The 16230-nt window shown below is 69.2% G+C and carries 14 protein-coding genes; 13 read left to right on the top strand and 1 reads right to left on the bottom strand.

The features are described 5' to 3' along the window. The first annotated feature begins 147 nt into the window (after positions 1–147). The 13 genes from IE209_RS04335 (at position 148) to IE209_RS04275 (ending at position 15413) form a co-directional block, all read left to right on the top strand. The gene (locus IE209_RS04335) at positions 148–1272 is read left to right on the top strand and encodes a N4-gp56 family major capsid protein (protein ID WP_189685735.1); all 1125 of its coding nucleotides are present in this window, start codon (positions 148–150) and stop codon (positions 1270–1272) included. Positions 1273–1338: 66 nt separating this feature from the next. Beyond that, positions 1339–1788: a hypothetical protein gene (locus tag IE209_RS04330; RefSeq protein ID WP_189685734.1), complete on the top strand. Its 450-nt coding sequence runs from the start codon at positions 1339–1341 to the stop codon at positions 1786–1788. Between the two features lie 85 nt (positions 1789–1873). After that, entirely contained in the window at positions 1874–2578 is a 705-nt protein-coding gene (locus IE209_RS04325) for a hypothetical protein (protein ID WP_189685733.1), read from the top strand. Positions 2579–2581: 3 nt separating this feature from the next. Beyond that, a complete protein-coding gene (locus IE209_RS04320) occupies positions 2582–3205 on the top strand; it encodes a phage adaptor protein (protein WP_189685732.1) in 624 nt (207 codons plus the stop codon). Then, complete coding sequence (locus tag IE209_RS04315; RefSeq protein WP_189685731.1) at positions 3202–3753, top strand: hypothetical protein; 552 nt, start codon at positions 3202–3204, stop codon at positions 3751–3753. The genes IE209_RS04320 and IE209_RS04315 overlap by 4 nt, the downstream gene beginning before the upstream one ends. A gap of 2 nt (positions 3754–3755) precedes the next feature. After that, complete coding sequence (locus tag IE209_RS04310; RefSeq protein WP_189685730.1) at positions 3756–5435, top strand: hypothetical protein; 1680 nt, start codon at positions 3756–3758, stop codon at positions 5433–5435. Further along, positions 5432–7516 carry a phage tail tip fiber protein gene (locus tag IE209_RS04305; protein WP_189685729.1) on the top strand — a complete coding sequence of 695 codons (2085 nt, stop codon included), beginning with the start codon at positions 5432–5434 and terminating at the stop codon, positions 7514–7516. Before IE209_RS04310 ends, IE209_RS04305 begins: the two co-directional genes overlap by 4 nt. Then, positions 7513–8118 carry a DUF4376 domain-containing protein gene (locus tag IE209_RS04300; protein ID WP_189685728.1) on the top strand — a complete coding sequence of 202 codons (606 nt, stop codon included), beginning with the start codon at positions 7513–7515 and terminating at the stop codon, positions 8116–8118. The genes IE209_RS04305 and IE209_RS04300 overlap by 4 nt, the downstream gene beginning before the upstream one ends. Next, positions 8115–8630, top strand: a complete 516-nt coding sequence (locus IE209_RS04295; protein WP_189685727.1) for a DUF7338 family protein — start codon at positions 8115–8117, stop codon at positions 8628–8630. The genes IE209_RS04300 and IE209_RS04295 overlap by 4 nt, the downstream gene beginning before the upstream one ends. Before the next feature lie 77 nt (positions 8631–8707). Further along, the gene (locus tag IE209_RS04290; protein WP_189685726.1) at positions 8708–9349 is read left to right on the top strand and encodes a hypothetical protein; all 642 of its coding nucleotides are present in this window, start codon (positions 8708–8710) and stop codon (positions 9347–9349) included. Next, on the top strand, positions 9333–10496 hold the full coding sequence (locus tag IE209_RS04285) for a tail fiber domain-containing protein (RefSeq protein ID WP_189685725.1): 1164 nt from the start codon (positions 9333–9335) through the stop codon (positions 10494–10496). The genes IE209_RS04290 and IE209_RS04285 overlap by 17 nt, the downstream gene beginning before the upstream one ends. Before the next feature lie 10 nt (positions 10497–10506). Further along, positions 10507–12069 carry a hypothetical protein gene (locus IE209_RS04280; protein WP_189685724.1) on the top strand — a complete coding sequence of 521 codons (1563 nt, stop codon included), beginning with the start codon at positions 10507–10509 and terminating at the stop codon, positions 12067–12069. Further along, positions 12066–15413 carry a pyrophosphatase-like OB fold-containing protein gene (locus IE209_RS04275; protein WP_189685723.1) on the top strand — a complete coding sequence of 1116 codons (3348 nt, stop codon included), beginning with the start codon at positions 12066–12068 and terminating at the stop codon, positions 15411–15413. The genes IE209_RS04280 and IE209_RS04275 overlap by 4 nt, the downstream gene beginning before the upstream one ends. Positions 15414–15416: 3 nt before the next feature. Here the strand turns inward: IE209_RS04275 and IE209_RS04270 are convergent, their stop codons facing one another. Next, on the bottom strand, positions 15417–16208 hold the full coding sequence (locus tag IE209_RS04270; RefSeq protein WP_189685722.1) for a hypothetical protein: 792 nt from the start codon (positions 16206–16208) through the stop codon (positions 15417–15419). Between the last annotated feature and the right edge of the window lie 22 nt (positions 16209–16230).

Here is a 16230-nt window from a genome sequence, read left to right as displayed (position 1 = left end):
CCCCCTTGCATTGTCAAAAGTGCGATATACGCTCGCCCCATTGATCTGGTAGACGCGTAGTTCACGTCGGGAGCCGGATCAGGCCTTCCGGGGGCATCCCGGGTACTGCGCAAGACGCGCTCATGCCACATAGGCAAGGAGTTGCGCATGCGCACACTGGTAGGCGTTGGAGACCCGCAAGCGGTCAAGAAGTGGGCCTCGCTGATGGCGGTGGCCATCAACAAAGCCAGCTACTGGGCAAAGAAGTTCGTCGGCGAGGGCAAGGACGCACGCCTGCCCATCCAGCGCATCGACGACCTGGAATCGGGTGCCGGCGACGAGGTCACGGTCGACCTGCTGATGCCGCTGAACATGGAGCCGATCATCGGCGACGAGACGCTCGACGGCAAGGAAGCGCCCCTCAAGTACTTCACCGACCGCATGCGCATCGACCAGGTGCGCGGCGGTGCCGACCTCGGCTCGCGCATGACCAAGAAGCGCACCCTGCGCAACCTGCGCCAGGATGCCAAGCGCGCGGCCACCGACTGGTGGAAGCGCCTGATGGACGAGCTGTACTTCATCTACCTGTCGGGCTCGCGCGGCACCGGCGGCGGCTTCGTCTGGTCGGCCAACAACCCGTTCTTCGCGGTCAACCCGCTGACGGCCCCCGACAGCATGCACCAGATGTACGGCGGCGCCGCGACGAGCCGCGCCACGATCACGTCCGGCGACACCATGAAGCTGCGCCTGATCGACAAGGCCGTGGCCAAGGCCGAGACCATGGGTGGTGATGGCTCCGAAGAGTTGTCCATGATTCCCGTGTCCATCGACGGCGGCGACCACTACATCGCGCTGATGCACACCTTCCAGGCCGACAGCCTGCGGCAGGATGCCGGCACCGGTGGCTGGCTCGACATCCAGAAGGCCGCGGCGGCCGCTGAAGGCGCCCGCAACCCGATCTTCACCGGCGCCATGGGCCTGTACAACGACGTGGTGCTGCACAAGCACCGCAACGTGATCCGCTTCAACGACGGCGGCGCCGGCGGCAACCTGCCCGTGGCCCGTGCGCTGTTCCTTGGCTCGCAGGGCGCCCTCGTGGCGTACGGCGACAACGAGACCGGCACGCGCTACCGCTGGACCGAGGTCGAGAAGGACCACGGCAACAGCGTCGCCATCGGCACGCACGCAATCATGGGCGTGAAGAAGGCCACCTACAAGTCCAAGGACGGCAACACCCAGCGCGACTTCGGTGTGGTGGCCATGGACACCTACTGCGCCGACCCGAATGCCTGATGACCTGGCCCCGCTGCGGCGGGGCCGGTCTGCGCATCGCAACCCATCACCCTCAAGGAGCCCGAAATGGCACTGATCCAATCCGATGTTGCGACCGGCAAGAAGGCCGTGCCGCAACCCTTCGACGCCACGGTGGCGTCTGTCCCTGTCGATGTGACTCTCCCGGCTGCCGCGCTGGCGGTGGGCGACATCATCGAGCTGGCAGACATCCCGCCCGGCGTTCAGGTCACCGACTACGACTTCCCGTCTCCCCAGCTGGATAGCAACGGCACGCCGACCCTGGCGTTTTCGATCGGCGTGCTGAACAGCGACAAGAGTGACTTGGCCACCGTCTACGAGACCGGCCTGACGATCGGCCGCACTGCCAGCGGGAACATCGTTCGCGCCGGCAATGCTGCCGCAGCGCAAGCCAACCGCACGGCCGCCCGGAAGCTGGGCCTGAAGGTCACGACCGCCGCCGCCACCGCGGCCAGCGCGGGCAAATCGTTCACCGCAATCCTGCACCTGCGTCACTGATCGCGAGGCCCAGGGCCGTGTGTGCGAGGGGCGGCAGAGGTGCTGCCCCTTTTCGTTTGAACCCCACTCAGAAGGAAGAGGCACCATGCTGATTCACGCTTACTGCCGCAAGGAACCCATCGTCGTCGAGCTCTTCGGCGGCCTCATCAAGTTCGAGCTCAACGACCGCGGCGATGTCGTCGCGCCCGTGGAGGACAAGCCGTCGATCGACCGCCTGCTGTCCATCAGCGAGGGCTACCGCGAGTACGACCGGGAAGCGACGCCCCAGGCTCCGGCGCCGGCCGCGCCGCTGGTCATGGCCCGCCCGGCCTGGCTGCAGGACGAGATCGAGGTCGGAGACGACATCTTCGCCAGCGGCGACGCGGTGCTGCAGTCGGCATTCGATGCAGCCGACGTGAACCTCGAAGCGTGGAACGCGATGCCCGCGTCCGACCGCGATGCGCTCGTGCAGGCGGAGATCGACCGCCGCAAGGCTGCCGTGCAGACCACGGACGAGGACGACGAGGCCCAGATCCGACGCGAGGAGGAAGAGCAGGCCGCGCGCATCGCCGCCGCCGAGCAGGAGAAGGCCGAGGCGGCCAAGTCGGCTCCGGAGGACGCAGGCCAGGCCGACCCCCTGGTGCTGTTCAACGACAAGACCGGCGAAACCCTGGACATCGGCAAGCTGACCGCCAAGCAGGTGCGCGCCATGGCCGCCGAGCAGGATCCGCCCATCGAGCTCCCCGCGGGCAACAGCACGCCGGTTGCCGAGCTGCGCCTTCTGCTGGCCAAGGGCCTGAAGGGCGAGTAAGCCGTGCTGGCTTCGCACGTCATCGCCGAGGCGGCCAAGCTGCTGAACGACCTGGGCCATGTCCGCTGGTCGTTGGCTGACAAGCTGTCCTGGCTCAACGCCGGGCAGCGCCAGATCGTCGCGGTGCGGCCCGATGCGAACGCCGTGAAGGCCGATCGCGCGCTGGTGGCCGGTGTGGAGCAGAGCTTGCCGGCCGGCGGCACCAAGCTGCTGGACGTCATCCGCAACGTTGGCGGGCGGGCGGTCACGCTCATCAGCCGGGACCAGATGACTGCCCTGAACGCGGGCTGGTTCGAGGCGCGGCCCTCGCGCGTGATCCAGCACTACTTCTTCGACGCCAACGATCCGAAGAGCTTCCTGGTCTACCCGCCGGCCGAGACTGGCGCCGCGGTGCGCATCCTGTACGCCGCGCTGCCCCATGACTGCACCGATGCCGACGACAGCGCGATCGCGCTGGACGACATCTACGAGGGACCGCTGATCGACTGGATCTGCTACCGCGCCTGGTCCGTCGATGGCGATGCACCAGGCGACGCCGGGCGCGCTGCCAATGCGCTGTCCACCTTCATGCAAGCCCTGGGCGTGAAGACCCAGGCCGACCAATCCACCCAGCCGAGGCGCGCATGAGGCCCTGGAAGCACTTCTTCCCCGATGTGATGCCGCTGGTGCCGGCGGTGGCCGAGCCCATGGCGGAACACCACATCCGGCGCGCGGCGCAGGAGTTCTGCCGGCGCACGCGGGCGTGGCGCGAGACGCTCGACGCGGTGATCACCCGGGCCGGCGTCCGCTGCTACGACCTCGAGCTGCCGCCCATGGTCGAGCTCGTGCGCCTGGAGAGCGCGACGCTGGGCTGCGAGCCGCTGGAACTCGACAAGACCAAGCCAGGCACGCACATCTACACGCCCGACGGCAAGGAGTTGATCTTGAGCCGCGGGCCAGGCGATGGCCTGCAGCTTGTCGTCACCTGCAGCCTGAAGCCGGACAACCAGTCGCCGGGCATCGAGGATGCGCTGTTCGACCTCTACACGGACGAGATCGCCCTGGGCGCCGTCGCGCGCTTGACGTCCGACGAGCTGAAGCAGGAGAAGTTCGAGGCCGCCTGCGACCGCATCAAGATCCACCTGTGGCGCGGCCAGGCGGCAACCCAGCCGCGCGCCGTGCCCAACTACTTCTGACCATGCGCCTGCTGTTGCAAGGGTTCAAGGGCGAGAACAGGGCGCTTCACCCGAAGCTGCTGCCTGAGACGGTCGGCACACTGTCGCGCAACCAGAACCCGGCGCGCGGTGATCTGCGTCCCTGGCGCGCGCCGCTGCAGGTGTCCGCGGTGCCGGCCGGGCGCAGCACCATCTACCGCATGGGCCGCGATGTCGCCAGCGACGCCAACTACTGGCTGTCTTGGGCCGGCACGGTGCACGCGGTGCGCGGCATGGTCGCTGACGACACCACCGAGCGCACCTACTACACCGGCGACGGCTTCCCGAAGTACACCGACAACACGATCGGCCTGGCCAGCACGCCGTACCCCTCCGCCTGGCGCCGCCTGGGCGTCCCGAAGCCGACCGCGCAGATGCTGGTCTCCACCGCGACGGCCGGCAGCAGCACGACGTCTGAGACGCGCTACTACACCTACACCTACGTGACCTCGCTGGGCGAGGAGAGCGCGCCGGCGCCAGTGTCGGGCGCCTGGTACGGGCCCGACGACTCGACGCTGAACCTTGCCAACATCGGCGTGCCGCCGTCGGGCGAGTTCACGATCGACCGGGTGCGCATCTACCGGACCCAGTCCGGCCAGACCGGGGAAACCGAGTTCTTCTTCTTGCGCGAGATCGCTGCGGGCCTGACCACGTCCCAGGACGACGGCCGCGCGCTGGGCGAGGTGCTGCCAACGGACGGCTGGCTGCCGCCGCCTGAGGACCTGCACACGCTCACAGGCATGTGGAACGGCATGATGGCCGGCATCAGCGGCAACGCCGTGCGCTACTGCGTGGCCTACAAGCCGTACGCCTGGCCGATCCCCTTCGAGACACTGCCGGCCGACGCCAAGCCCGTCAGCTTGGCCAAGTTCGGGCAAAGCCTCCTCGTGCTGACCACCGCAAAGCCGGTCCTCGTGTCCGGCACGTCGCCCGATTCCCTGGACGAGCAGCCGCTGGAGATCGGCCAGAGCTGCATGGCGCCCAAGGCCACGGTGGCGTTCGGCCATGGTGTCGCGTGGGTGTGTCCTGACGGACTGGCCTACTTCGGCGAGGGTGGAGCCAAGATCCTGACCCTGGGCCTGCTGACGCGCGACGACTGGCAGGCCATGAACCCCCACACCATGGTGGCCGGCGTCTACGAAGGCGCTTACATCTGCTTCTACGACGACGCCGACGGCATTCGCCGCGGCTTCCTGATCGACCCCGCAGCACCGCAGGGCCTGTACTTTCTCGACAAGGGCTACAAGGCCCTGTACTTCGACGAGCTGCAAGACGCCTTGTACGTGCTGGACACGGACGGCTCGGTCAGCAAGTGGGATGCCGGCGCTGCGCTGATGACGGCTCGCTTCGTGGGCAAGCAGTGGTTCACGCCGCGCACCAACCTCGGCGCCGGCCGCGTGGTCGCCGATGCGTACCCCGTCCAGATCGAGGTGCTGGCGACCCAGGTCGACCCGGATGCCGTCACCGCCATGCTGGCTCGCGGGCTTCCGGGGCTCACCGCGCCGACGGCCACCTCGTTGCGCTACGCCGTCACCGTGTCCAACCGCGAGCCGTTCCGGCTTCCGGGCGGCTTTCTGTCCACCGAATGGCAGGTGTCGATCGCGTCCGTTCACCCCGTGCAGGCCGTGGCAGTCGCGAACGCCATGGCGGAGCTTGCCCAGTGAGCGACCGCAAGGATCTGCCTGCGCCGAAGGCATCGAACTGGGCCCAGCGCGTCACCGAGGAGGTGCGTGCGTTGATGGGCAAGACAGGCCCGGCTAGCGCGCGGGCCGTCACCATCGGCGACCTGGCCGGCGGCGGCTCGGGCCTGCCTGGCGGTGGCTGGGGAGGTGGAGGGAGCGCCCCCTACGTGCCCGACCTCACGCCGCCGCCGACGCCCACCGGGTTCGCGGTCAGCGCGGCGATCAGCCACGTCTTCATCGAGCACGACGCGCCGCTGTACCTGATGGGCCATGGGCATGCCAAGACGCGCGTGTTCGGCGCCAAGGCCGTCACGGGTCAGCCGATGCCGACCTTCGCCAACGCGGTGCTGTTGACCGAGTTCACCGGCATCGTCTATGCCTACCCGAGCGACCCGGCGACGCATTGGCGGCTGTGGATCAAGTGGGTCACGGTGGACGGCGTTGAGTCCACCGATCCGGCAGGTGGCACCAACGGGCTGGGCGTGGTTACCGGCCAGGATGTAGCGCTGCTGCTGGACGCGCTCACGGGCAAGATCACGGAGAGCGAGCTGTACGCCGCGCTGGGCCAGCGCATTGACCTGATCGACGGCAACGGAGTCGGCTCGGTCAATGCCCGCGTCGCCGCGGAGGCCAGCACCCGCTCAACCGTCGATGGCTACCTCGGCGCGCAGCAGACCGTGCGCATCGATGTGGCGGGGCACGTCACGGGCTATGGACTGGCCGGCTCGTCGCCTGACGGATCTGGGGCGAGCGCGACCAGCAGCTTCGGCGTGCGCGCGAACACGTTCTTCGTCGCGCCGCCGGCGCTGGCCCAGGCTACGGCGCCGACGACAGGCCTATACGACGGCTTCGTCTGGCTCGACACAAGCTTGACGCCGGCCGTGACCCGCTACCGCAGCGGCGGGACCTGGACTCTGATCCCTCCGGCGCTGCCGTTCGTGATCCAGACGACGCCCACCACCATCAACGGTGTGGCGGTGCCGGCCGGCGTCTACGCCAACGACCTGTTCGTCAAGAACGGCACGATCACGAACGCCAAGATCGGCAACCTGGCCGTCGACGACGCCAAGATCGCCAACCTGTCGGTGTCGAAGATCCTGGCCGGCTCGATGGTGGTCGGGCAGTACATCACCAGCGCGAACTATGTGGCCGGCGTACAGGGCTGGGCCATCAACGCCGCCGGCAATGCCGAGTTCCAGAACGCCACACTGCGCGGCACGGTGTACGCCAGCGCCGGCTCGATCGGCGGCATCCTCATCAACGGCAGTGCGATCTACTCGTCCAACTACACCTGGCAGGGGGCAGGCTTCCTAATCGATTCCAACGGCAACGCCTACTTCAACAACCTGTGGTCGCGTGGCTCAGTCATGGGCGGCTCGTACTACGGTTATGCCTGGCCTGCCGCGGGTTCCACTGGCTTCTACCTGGGCCCTGAGGGGCTGCTGGTAGGCAATGCCAACAACGGCCGCTACTTCCAGCTGGACAGCCAGGGCAACGTCTACGCGCCGAACTTTTCGATCGTAAACGGCAACGCCTACTTCAACGGCTCAGGCACCTTCAACGGGAACGGCACCTTCTCGGGCAATCTGAGCGCTGCGGGCGGCACCTTCAATGGCCTGCTCACCGCCTCGTTCGCCCAGGTCGACACGCTGAACGTAGCCGGTGGCGCGGTCACATCGATGCGGGTGGGGCAGCGCGATCTTGGCGACTACTTCATGGGCAGCCCGCTGGTCTATGTCGACATCACGATGCCGGCTGGCAGCAGTGGCGTCGTCCTTCACGGGACGGCCGAGGTCCGCATTGCCGCCGCCTCTTCCAGCGACCCTCTTGTGGTCAGCATCGTCCGCGAAGGGGACGGGGCGGTGTTGGGCAGCGGTCGGTTTGCTGCGCCGAACAGCACGCTGGACACGCTACTTGTGTGCGTACCGGTTGTCGCCTTCGACCCAAGCCCCGTTGCTGGCTACGGGCGCTACTACCTGCGCGTATCGGGGGCGGGCCTTCCCGCGACGTGGACTTCGAACGTCGGTCGAGCTGTTCTGACCGCCACGGGGGGCAAGCGATGAGCTTCTGGATCGAACATGACGCCGAGGGGCGGGTCTTCCAGCTTACGGAAGGAGTCGAAGCGCCACAGCCGTTCTTCGGCGGGACGGTGGTCGAGATCGGGCACCGGGTGAACACGGGAACTGTGCTCTTCCTGGACGGAGAGTTGGTGGAGTTCGGCCCCCGACCGAGCGACCAGCACGTCAAGGATGCCGCTACGAGGACCTGGGCACTGGTGGGGACGACCGCGCTCGCGCAAGCCCAAGACGAGAAGTGGAAAGAGGTCAAGGCCGAGCGCGACCGTCTGGAGACGGCCGGCTTCCCCTACTTGGGCAAGTGGATCGACAGCGACGCGCGCAGCGTCCAAAGGATCACCGGCGCCGTGCAGTCCGCTCAGGCGGCGATCGCGGCTGGCGCTCCGTTCGCGATCGGCTGGACGTGCTCCGACAACAGCGTCATCGACCTTGACGGCGAGCAGATGCTCGGCATGACCGTTGCTCTGGCGGCGTACGCGAACGCGTTGCATGTCACTGCGCGCGGGCTGCGCGCGCTGATCTACGCTGAGGACGCGACCGAGGCCAGCGTAGCCGCCGTGGCCTGGCCAGCAGAGGAGGGATCGTCATGATGGTCGTCCTGAAAGGCCTGGTGCTGCTGCTCGCCAGCGTGCTGGTGCTGTTGTTCCCGCCGCTGCCAATGCTGGCGGTGGCCTTCGCGCGCTGGGACGATGAGCCGACGCCCGACCAGTGGGGCACCACGCCGACGCGACGTGGCGACCTGCCGCGCTGGGCACGCTGGATGCAGACCATGGACGACCGCCTGCCAGGTGGCACGTACGAGCCCACAGTTGCGCGGATGCTTGAGCGCTGGGGCCACTACTGGACCTCGGTCTACTGGATCGGCTGGCGCAACCGGGCGCACGGCCTGCGCCGCACTTTCGGACGGCCGAGCACTGAGGAGGCCTACAAGGCCAGCTTCCAGCCCGACGCGAATGGCCGCGTCTACGGCGTTCGATCGGACGGCTCGTGGTACTGGGAGCGTCGCGCATTGGGCTTCCGCCTGGTCGTTGGCCATCGCGTCTACCGCATCAAGCCGGGCGAGTACCTGGCGGTGCCCACCGTCACCGTCAAGCGCGGCTGACCCTGCAGCCCCCTTGAATCCGCCCCATGCGCACCCTACGCTCTCCGGGCCCGATGTTGGGCGCAACAGGGCCTGTCATGCGCGAAGTCGTCGCACTGGCGCTGGCAAAACACAAGGGCCAGCTGCTGACCACGGAAGTCGCCAAGGAGATCCTGCGCGACCTGAACTCCGATCACTCCGTCGATCCCGCGCGCTTCGAGCCGCGCCGCTGCGGCGAGTACCGGCTGCAATGCGAACGACTGCGCGATGCCCTGGCAGACCTGGCGGAGCAGCGCGGGACCTACCTGGCCGAGCGGTTCCCGCTGCGCGTCCATTCCACCGACTGGTTGCACCTCTTGGACCTCGCGCAGAGCGGCGCGCTTGTGATCTTCACGGCCCGCGATGCCGCCGGCGCCCTCGTCGGCTCGATGTGGCTGAACCTGGGACGGAACGCAGATACCGGCGCCATGCGCCTGACCGACGATCTGATGTACATCGACCCGGCGCAACGTAGCGGCATGCTGGCCGCGCGCCTGTGGCGCTACGCGGAGGAGTGCACCTTCGCTCTGGGCGTGCGCGAGGGTGTCGTCCACCTTCGGATGGAAAACGGTGCCGACCGCCTGGCGCGCTTTGCCGGCTATCAACCCGACGCACTGCGGTTCATCAAGAGCCACAGCGGCGACAACTTCGCCGACGCGCCGACGCGGCACAAGGAGAAACGACGTGATCCCATCATTTGAGCAGCGGCACAGCCGCGCAGGGCGCGCGCTGCCGATGGGTGGCGGTGCGCCGGACCAATCAGGACAGAACGCCGCCGCAGTGATGCAGGCCGAACTGTCCAAGGAGCAGCTGGACTGGGCGAAGCAAATCTATGCTGAGACCGCGCCCGATCGTGCTGCCGCTGCCGCGCGCGCAAATGCTGTCTCAGACGCTCAACTGGCCGCTACCCAGCAGCAGACGGCGATCGCAGCTGACGCCTACAAGGACTACACCACCACCTACCGCCCGCTTGAGCAGCAGATCGTTGCTGAGGCGCAGTCCTACGACACGCCCGAGCGCCGGGCCGCAGAGGCTGCGAAGGCCGGCGCCGATGTGCAAACGCAGGTCGACGCACAGCGCGCTGCCACGATGCGCGAGATGCAGCGTGCTGGCGTCAACCCCGCGAGCGGCAAGATCATGGCCATGCAGGGTTCCATGGATCTCGGCGCGGCGAAGGCGAAGGCGGGGGCCGCCAACACCGCCGTGCGCCAGATCGAGACGCTGGGCGCCGCGAAGAAGGCGGATGCGGCGAACCTGGGGCGCGGCATCGCAAGTGGCCAAGCCACGAATGCCGCGCTCGCTCTGCAGCAGGGCAACAGCTCGGTCGCCAACTCGAATGCAGCGCTGGGTGCAACCACATCCGGCCAGGCGGGGCTGCAGGCCGGCTACTCGGGCGCTCAGTCTGGCTTGGCGGGCGCCGCCAATACCTACGGGAACATCGCCAACACGCAGGCGCAGGCCAGTGCGTCGGGCAACTCCACTGCAGCCGCGCTCGGGTCGACGGCGGCAATGGCGGCAATGCTCTTCCTTTCCGACAAGGACGAGAAAAAAGACATCAAGCCGTTGACTGACGACCAGGCGCTGGCTGCACTGGAGGACACGCCGGTTTCGACCTGGAAATACAAGGATGGCGCGGTGCCCGGTGACGATGGCCAGGAGCACGTCGGTCCCATGGCCCAGGACGTGAACCGAACGATGGGCGAGCGCGCCGCGCCTCGCGGCAAGCAGGTCGACATCGTGGCGCTCAACGGCATCACGATGGCGGCAGTCAAGGCGCTGAACAAGAAGGTGGACGTGCTGGCGTCCAAGATTGGCGCCGGCGCGCCGCAGGCCGCCTACGCGGCGTAAGGGAGAAGTCATGTCGGGGATCTTGGCGTTTCTGCAGGGCGCGGCGGGTGGAGCAGTCAAGGGCGCGCAGATGCGCCGGGACTGGGATCAAGAGGACGAGGTCAAGAAGGCTCGTGAAGAGGACCGGGCCTTCCAGCGTGAACAACGCGAGCGCCAACGTCAGCTGCAGCGTGAGGACGACGAGCTGCGCAACAACTTGCGCGCCGCGGCCGCACCCGTCGCGCTGACCGAAGGCGCTGGCGGCATGGTCCGGCCGGAGACCATGGACAACCGCGATGTGGGCCTGCCGGAGAACGCCGGCCAGCCGAACGACGGCCTCATGCCGGTTGCCTACCGCGTCGGCGCGCAGCCGTTCGCGGACCGCGGTGCCGCCCAGGCTGCCGTCCAGCAGCAGAACGCGCCGGAGGCCGTGAACCAGCGCGTCGCGGCCGCGTACCGGGCCGCCGGCCAGCCGGAGAAGGCCATGCAGCTGCAGTCCCAGGCCAACGCAGCAGAGCTCCAGGGGATGCAGCTGATGGACGCGCGGTGGCGGCGCGATCTGGGCGGTGCGATGCGCGGCGGCCACGCAGGCCTGGCGCAGTTCGCAACGCAGTCGGAAGCCGGTCCCATGGCGGGATTGAAGGTCTCGCTGATCCCGAGCGCCGATGGCAAGACGGTGCAGTACGGCGTCGCCGGCGCCGATGGCGCAGTCGCGCCGATCCCCGGGCTGCCTGCCTTCTCCAACGACGAGCGCGGCGTGACGCAGGCGGCCTGGATGCTGGATCGCGCCGTGACGCCCGAAGCGCGCATGAGCTACTACCAGGCCCAGGATGCACTGCAGCAGCAGCGGGCCACTCAGGCCGCCACTGTGGCGCGCACTCAGGCGAACGCAGATCGCGACTACCAGCTGCGCGCCGACAACGCCGCCGAGACGCGGCGCCACAACCAGGCGTCCGAGGCCGCCGCGGCCGCGCGCGCCAAGACCGGCGATGCCAAGCCGCTGCCGTCGTCGGCGCTGAAGATGCAGCAGGAGGGCCTGGACGCCATCGGCACCGCCTCCAGCATCAACGCGGACCTGGGCGCGATGCACAAGCAGATCGCCGAGGGCAAGCTTTCGTTCGGACCCATCAGCAACCTGGTCAACTCGGCCCGGAACGCCGCTGGCATGAGCAACGAGGAAAGCCGGAACCTGTCCAGCTTCCGCTCCAACCTCGAACGACTGCGCAACGAGTCGCTGCGGCTCAACAAGGGCGTGCAGACCGACGGAGACGCCCAGCGCGCCTGGAACGAGCTGTTCGAGAACCTGAACGACACCGCACTGGTGCAGCAACGGCTGGAGGAGATCCAGCGGCTCAACAACCGAGCCGTGGAGCTGCGCAAGCTGGACATCGACGGTGTGCGCGCGAACTACGGGCATCCGCCGCTGGACACCAGCGCCTATGCCAAGCAGCCGGCGGCGGTCGGCCAGGGCGGCCCGGCCGGCCGTGCGCAGGCCCCGGCGGCCGGCGCGACGGTGCGCGGCGAAGGCGGCAAGCAGTACCGCTTCAAGGGCGGTGACCCGAAGGACCGCAACAGCTGGGAGCCGGTGCAATGACGCAGCCGTGGGAACGCGACTGGTCTGCACCGCCCGCGAAGGCCTGGAGCTTCGACGACGCGCTCGCCGCGGAGGGCGCGACCGGCCGCCTGGCCGACCTGGCACGCTCGATCTACCAGCAGGAGAGCGGCAGCGGGCGCAACACTAAGACCTCCAACGCCGGCGCAGTGGGCGGCATGCAGATCGTGCCGGCAACCTTCGCCAGCGTGGCGGACGAGGGCTGGGACATCAACGACCCCGACCAGAACGCGCGCGCCGGCATTCGCTACGTGCGGCAGATGTTCGACCGCGCCGGCGGCGATCCTGCGTTGGCCGCGGCCGGCTACTACGGCGGCCCCGGCGGCCTGGAGAAGGCGCGCCGTGGTGTGGCCGTCGCCGACCCGCGCAACCCCAATGCGCCGACCACGCTGGAATACGGCCGCCAGGTGGCCGCCAGACTGCCGGCACAGAAATCCCCCGTGATGCAGGGCATCGAAGCCATGACCAACGCCATCGTGCCGTCGGCGCAGGCCGCCCAGGAGCCAAACCCGTGGGAGCGCGAGTGGCAGCAGGCACCTGCTGCGCCTGCTGAGCAGCCCTCGGCGCTGAGCCGATTCGCGCAGGGCGTTGGCGTCGGCGCGCGCGGCCTTGTCTCCGGGCTGGCCAGCGTGCCGGGCATCGTCTCCGACGCCGCGACGGGTGTGGTGAATGCCGGGCTCGACCTGTACCACGACCAGCGCGCGCCGACTGTGCGCGAGCTGGTGACGGGCAAGGAGAAGGGCTTTCGCTTCCAGACCGCGCGCAGCGCGGTGAACAACGTCATGGACGCGGCCGGCGTGCCGAACGCGGAGAACGGCTTCCAGCGCATCGCGCGCGACGCCACCGAGGGCGCGGCGTCCGCCGCCGGCTTCTTCGGGGCGGGAGGCGTGCTGTCGCGCGCGGCCGGGAAGGTCACGCAGGCCGTGGGCCAGATCATGGCGGCCGGTCCCGGCCTGCAGGCGGTGAGCGGCGCGGCCGGCGGCGCTGCGTCCAGCGCGACGCGCGAGGCCGGCGGCGGGGAGGTCGCGCAGACCATCGCGGGGCTTGCCGGCGGCATGGCGCCGTCGATGCTCCCGTACGTCGGGCAAGCCACGGTGCGCGGCGCGCTGCGCGGGGGCGAGGCTGGCCGGCAGCGCGTCGCCGAGAACATCCGCACGTTCGAGGACGCCACTGGCGCCGTGCCCACGCTGGGCCAGGCCACCGAGGGCCGCTGGCAGCGCGGCGCGGAGTCCCTGCTTGGCCGTGCGCCGGGCGGCGCCGGCGTGATCGCCAAGGCCGGCGAGCGGCAGGCCGACAAGCTGGCCGAGGCCGTGCAGAAGCTCTCCGACGACTTGGCGCCGGGCGCGAACGCCATGACGGCCGGCGAGTCCATCGCGAAGGGCGTGGCCGGGTTCAAGGCCGGCATGCAACAGGTGCAGAACCGGCTGTACAACACCCTGGACAAGTTCCTGCCGCCGCAGACGCCGGTGCAGACGGCCCGCACGCAGCAGGCGTTGGCAGACCTGAACGCGGACATCGCTGGCGCGCCCGAGCTGTCGAAGTGGTTCAAGAACGCGCGCATCCAGGGCATCGACGCGGCCATGCAGTCTGATCTCGCCCAGGCTGCCGTGCCCGGCGCGCTGCCGTACGAGGCCATCAAGAAGCTGCGCACGCTGGTCGGCCGGGAGATCTCCGACGCCACGCTGGTCAGCGATGTGCCGCGCTCGAAGTGGACGGCGCTCTACGGCGCGCTGTCCGAGGATCTCGGCGACGTGGCCAAGGCCGCCGGCCCCGAGGCCGCCGAACGCTGGACTTGGGCCAATGGCTTCTCGCGTACGCAGATCGCGCGGCTCGAGGAGCTGCAGAGCATCGTCGATCGCAACGCGCCAGAGAAGATCTTCAGCGCCGCGCTTTCCGGCACCGCCGAAGGCAACACCATCGTCTCCCGCGTGTTCTCGGCCCTGCCGAAGCAGAACCGCAAGGAAGTGGCGGCCGCCGTGCTGCAGCGCCTGGGCCGTGCGACCGCCAGCCAGCAGGACGCCGCCGGGGACGCCTTCAGCAGCGAGACCTTCCTGACCAACCTGTCCAAGCTGTCGCCGGGCGCGCGCAAGACGCTGTTCGGGCGGCTGGATGTGCCCGGGCTGGAGCAGAAGATCGCCGGCATCGCCAAGATCGCCGAGTCCCGGCGTGAGGGCGGCCGCGTGTTCGCCAATCCGAGCGGCACGGCCGCGGCATCGGCGCAGCTGACGGCGGCCGGCGGCCTGGTGGCGGCGCTGGCTTCTGGCAACCCGGCCTTGATCGCGGCGGCCATCGGTGCGCCGGTCAGCGCGAACGTCGTGGCGCGCGCGGTCACCAATCCGAAGCTGGTCAAGGGCCTGGCCGAGCGCACGACGGCAAAAGCCGGCACCGAGGCCGCTGCGCTCAACTCCACGTTGCGCGCCACAGCCACGCCCGAGGCGCCCGCAGCTGAACCGCTGCAGATGCCAGCCGGCTTGGAAGGCCCTTGGCAAATGGACTGGGGCGGCGCCGAAGCCGCGCCGGCGCCGGCCGCCCCCGGCCCAGAGACCGCAGCCGCACCGGCTGCGCCAGCGGTCGTGCCGGGCAGCGTGGCGCCTGAGGACGCCGCGCGCGTGGTCGACGGAGCCGGGGAGCCGCTGGATCCGACCGAGCCGGCCGTCGTCGATCAGCTGCAGGACCAGATGGAGGGCGGGCCTGTGTCTGCCGCCCCGGCGCCGGTCGAGATCACACAGCCGCTGGAGCCCGTGGCCCTTGCCAGCGCCGATCCCGTCACCGCGGTGGCAGCCGACGGCGGCGCGCCGGCAGAGACCGAGGCTGCCGCGCCGGCCGAGCCCGCCGACCCCGTCACTGCCGCGGCGAACGAGGCGGCCACCAGTCCGACCAACGACCGCCCGGAGCCGACCGAAGCCCAGCGCGAGGCCGGCAACTACAAGATGGGGCACATCAAGATCGGCGGCCTGGATGTGACGGTCGAGCACCCGAACGGCTCAACGCGCAAGGGCAGGGCGGCCGACGGCACCGAGTGGGAGCGCCCAATGACGGCGCACTACGGCTACATCCGCGGCACCGAGGGTGCTGATGGCGAGCAGGTGGACGTGTACGTCGGGCCGCGGCCGGACTACGGCGTCGCCTACGTGGTGGACCAGGTGGACAAGGACGGCAAGTTCGATGAGCACAAGGTGCTGCTGGGGTACACCAATCTGCTGGCGGCCAAGCGCGCCTACTCGTCGCACTACCCGAAGGGGTTCAAGGTAGGGAAGGTGACGGCGGTGCCGGTTGAGGATCTGCGCGCCTGGCTCAAGGACGCGAGGGAGCCGGCCGCGGCCTGACGGTCAGAAGAAGCGGCTGAGCAAGTACCAACCGAAGCTGCAGATGCTGGCCAGCATGATCAGCACGCCCAGCACCAGGGAGCCGGCGGCCGAGGAAAAATCCTTGTCCCGCTCCGCCTTCAGCCAGCGCGCGCTCTCGGCGAGGTCGCGCGGTGGGATGGATGCGCCCATGGGCTTGTGCATCGCGCGAGGATACCAGCGGTGCAGCCAGCGCCCAAGAGCGGAAGCCCTGCCGCGCTGCAGGTAGCGCTGCGCGGCCAGCAGATGGCCCTCGATCTCGTCGTAGCCGGCCGGGACGTGCCGGTACAGCCATTCCCGCTGGAAGTGAGCGAGGGCGGCAGTCGCGCGCTTGCGCAGCGGGTTCTCGGGCTCGAACTGCCCATTGCGCAGGTTCACGCCGCGCTCGACGATGCCGGCGGCCATCTCGTCGGCCAACTCGGCCGGGTGAAGGTCGTCACCGTAGGCGTAGCGGACCTCGTGCCGCAGGTCGACCAGGTGCTCGCAGTTGCCGCGCGCGCCGTCGTTCATCGCCGACATGAGTTCGGCCCAGGCCGGGCCCAGGTGCTCGCGCAGACCGTGGTGGGCTACAGCCTCGTGCGCGACCGTGCGGGCGATGGCGTGCGCGGGCTGGTCGGCCACCACCCACACCCGCCCATCCATGAACAGGCCGCGGGCGTCGTCCGGGGCATCGACGGGCAGATCCTCGGCAGTCGGCACCACGGCGATGCTCGGCGCTGCGCGCCACCGCGAGGCGATGCGCTGCACCTGCTGCTCCACGCGATCGGCGTGCGGCACTGGGCCGTCAAGGTAGAGGTCG

It is taken from the genome of Pseudorhodoferax aquiterrae (assembly GCF_014652235.1).
GTDB classification, from domain to species: Bacteria; Pseudomonadota; Gammaproteobacteria; order Burkholderiales; family Burkholderiaceae_C; genus Pseudorhodoferax; species Pseudorhodoferax aquiterrae.
Note: the sequence above shows the minus strand (reverse complement) of the source record. Positions and strands in the feature narration are given on the sequence as shown.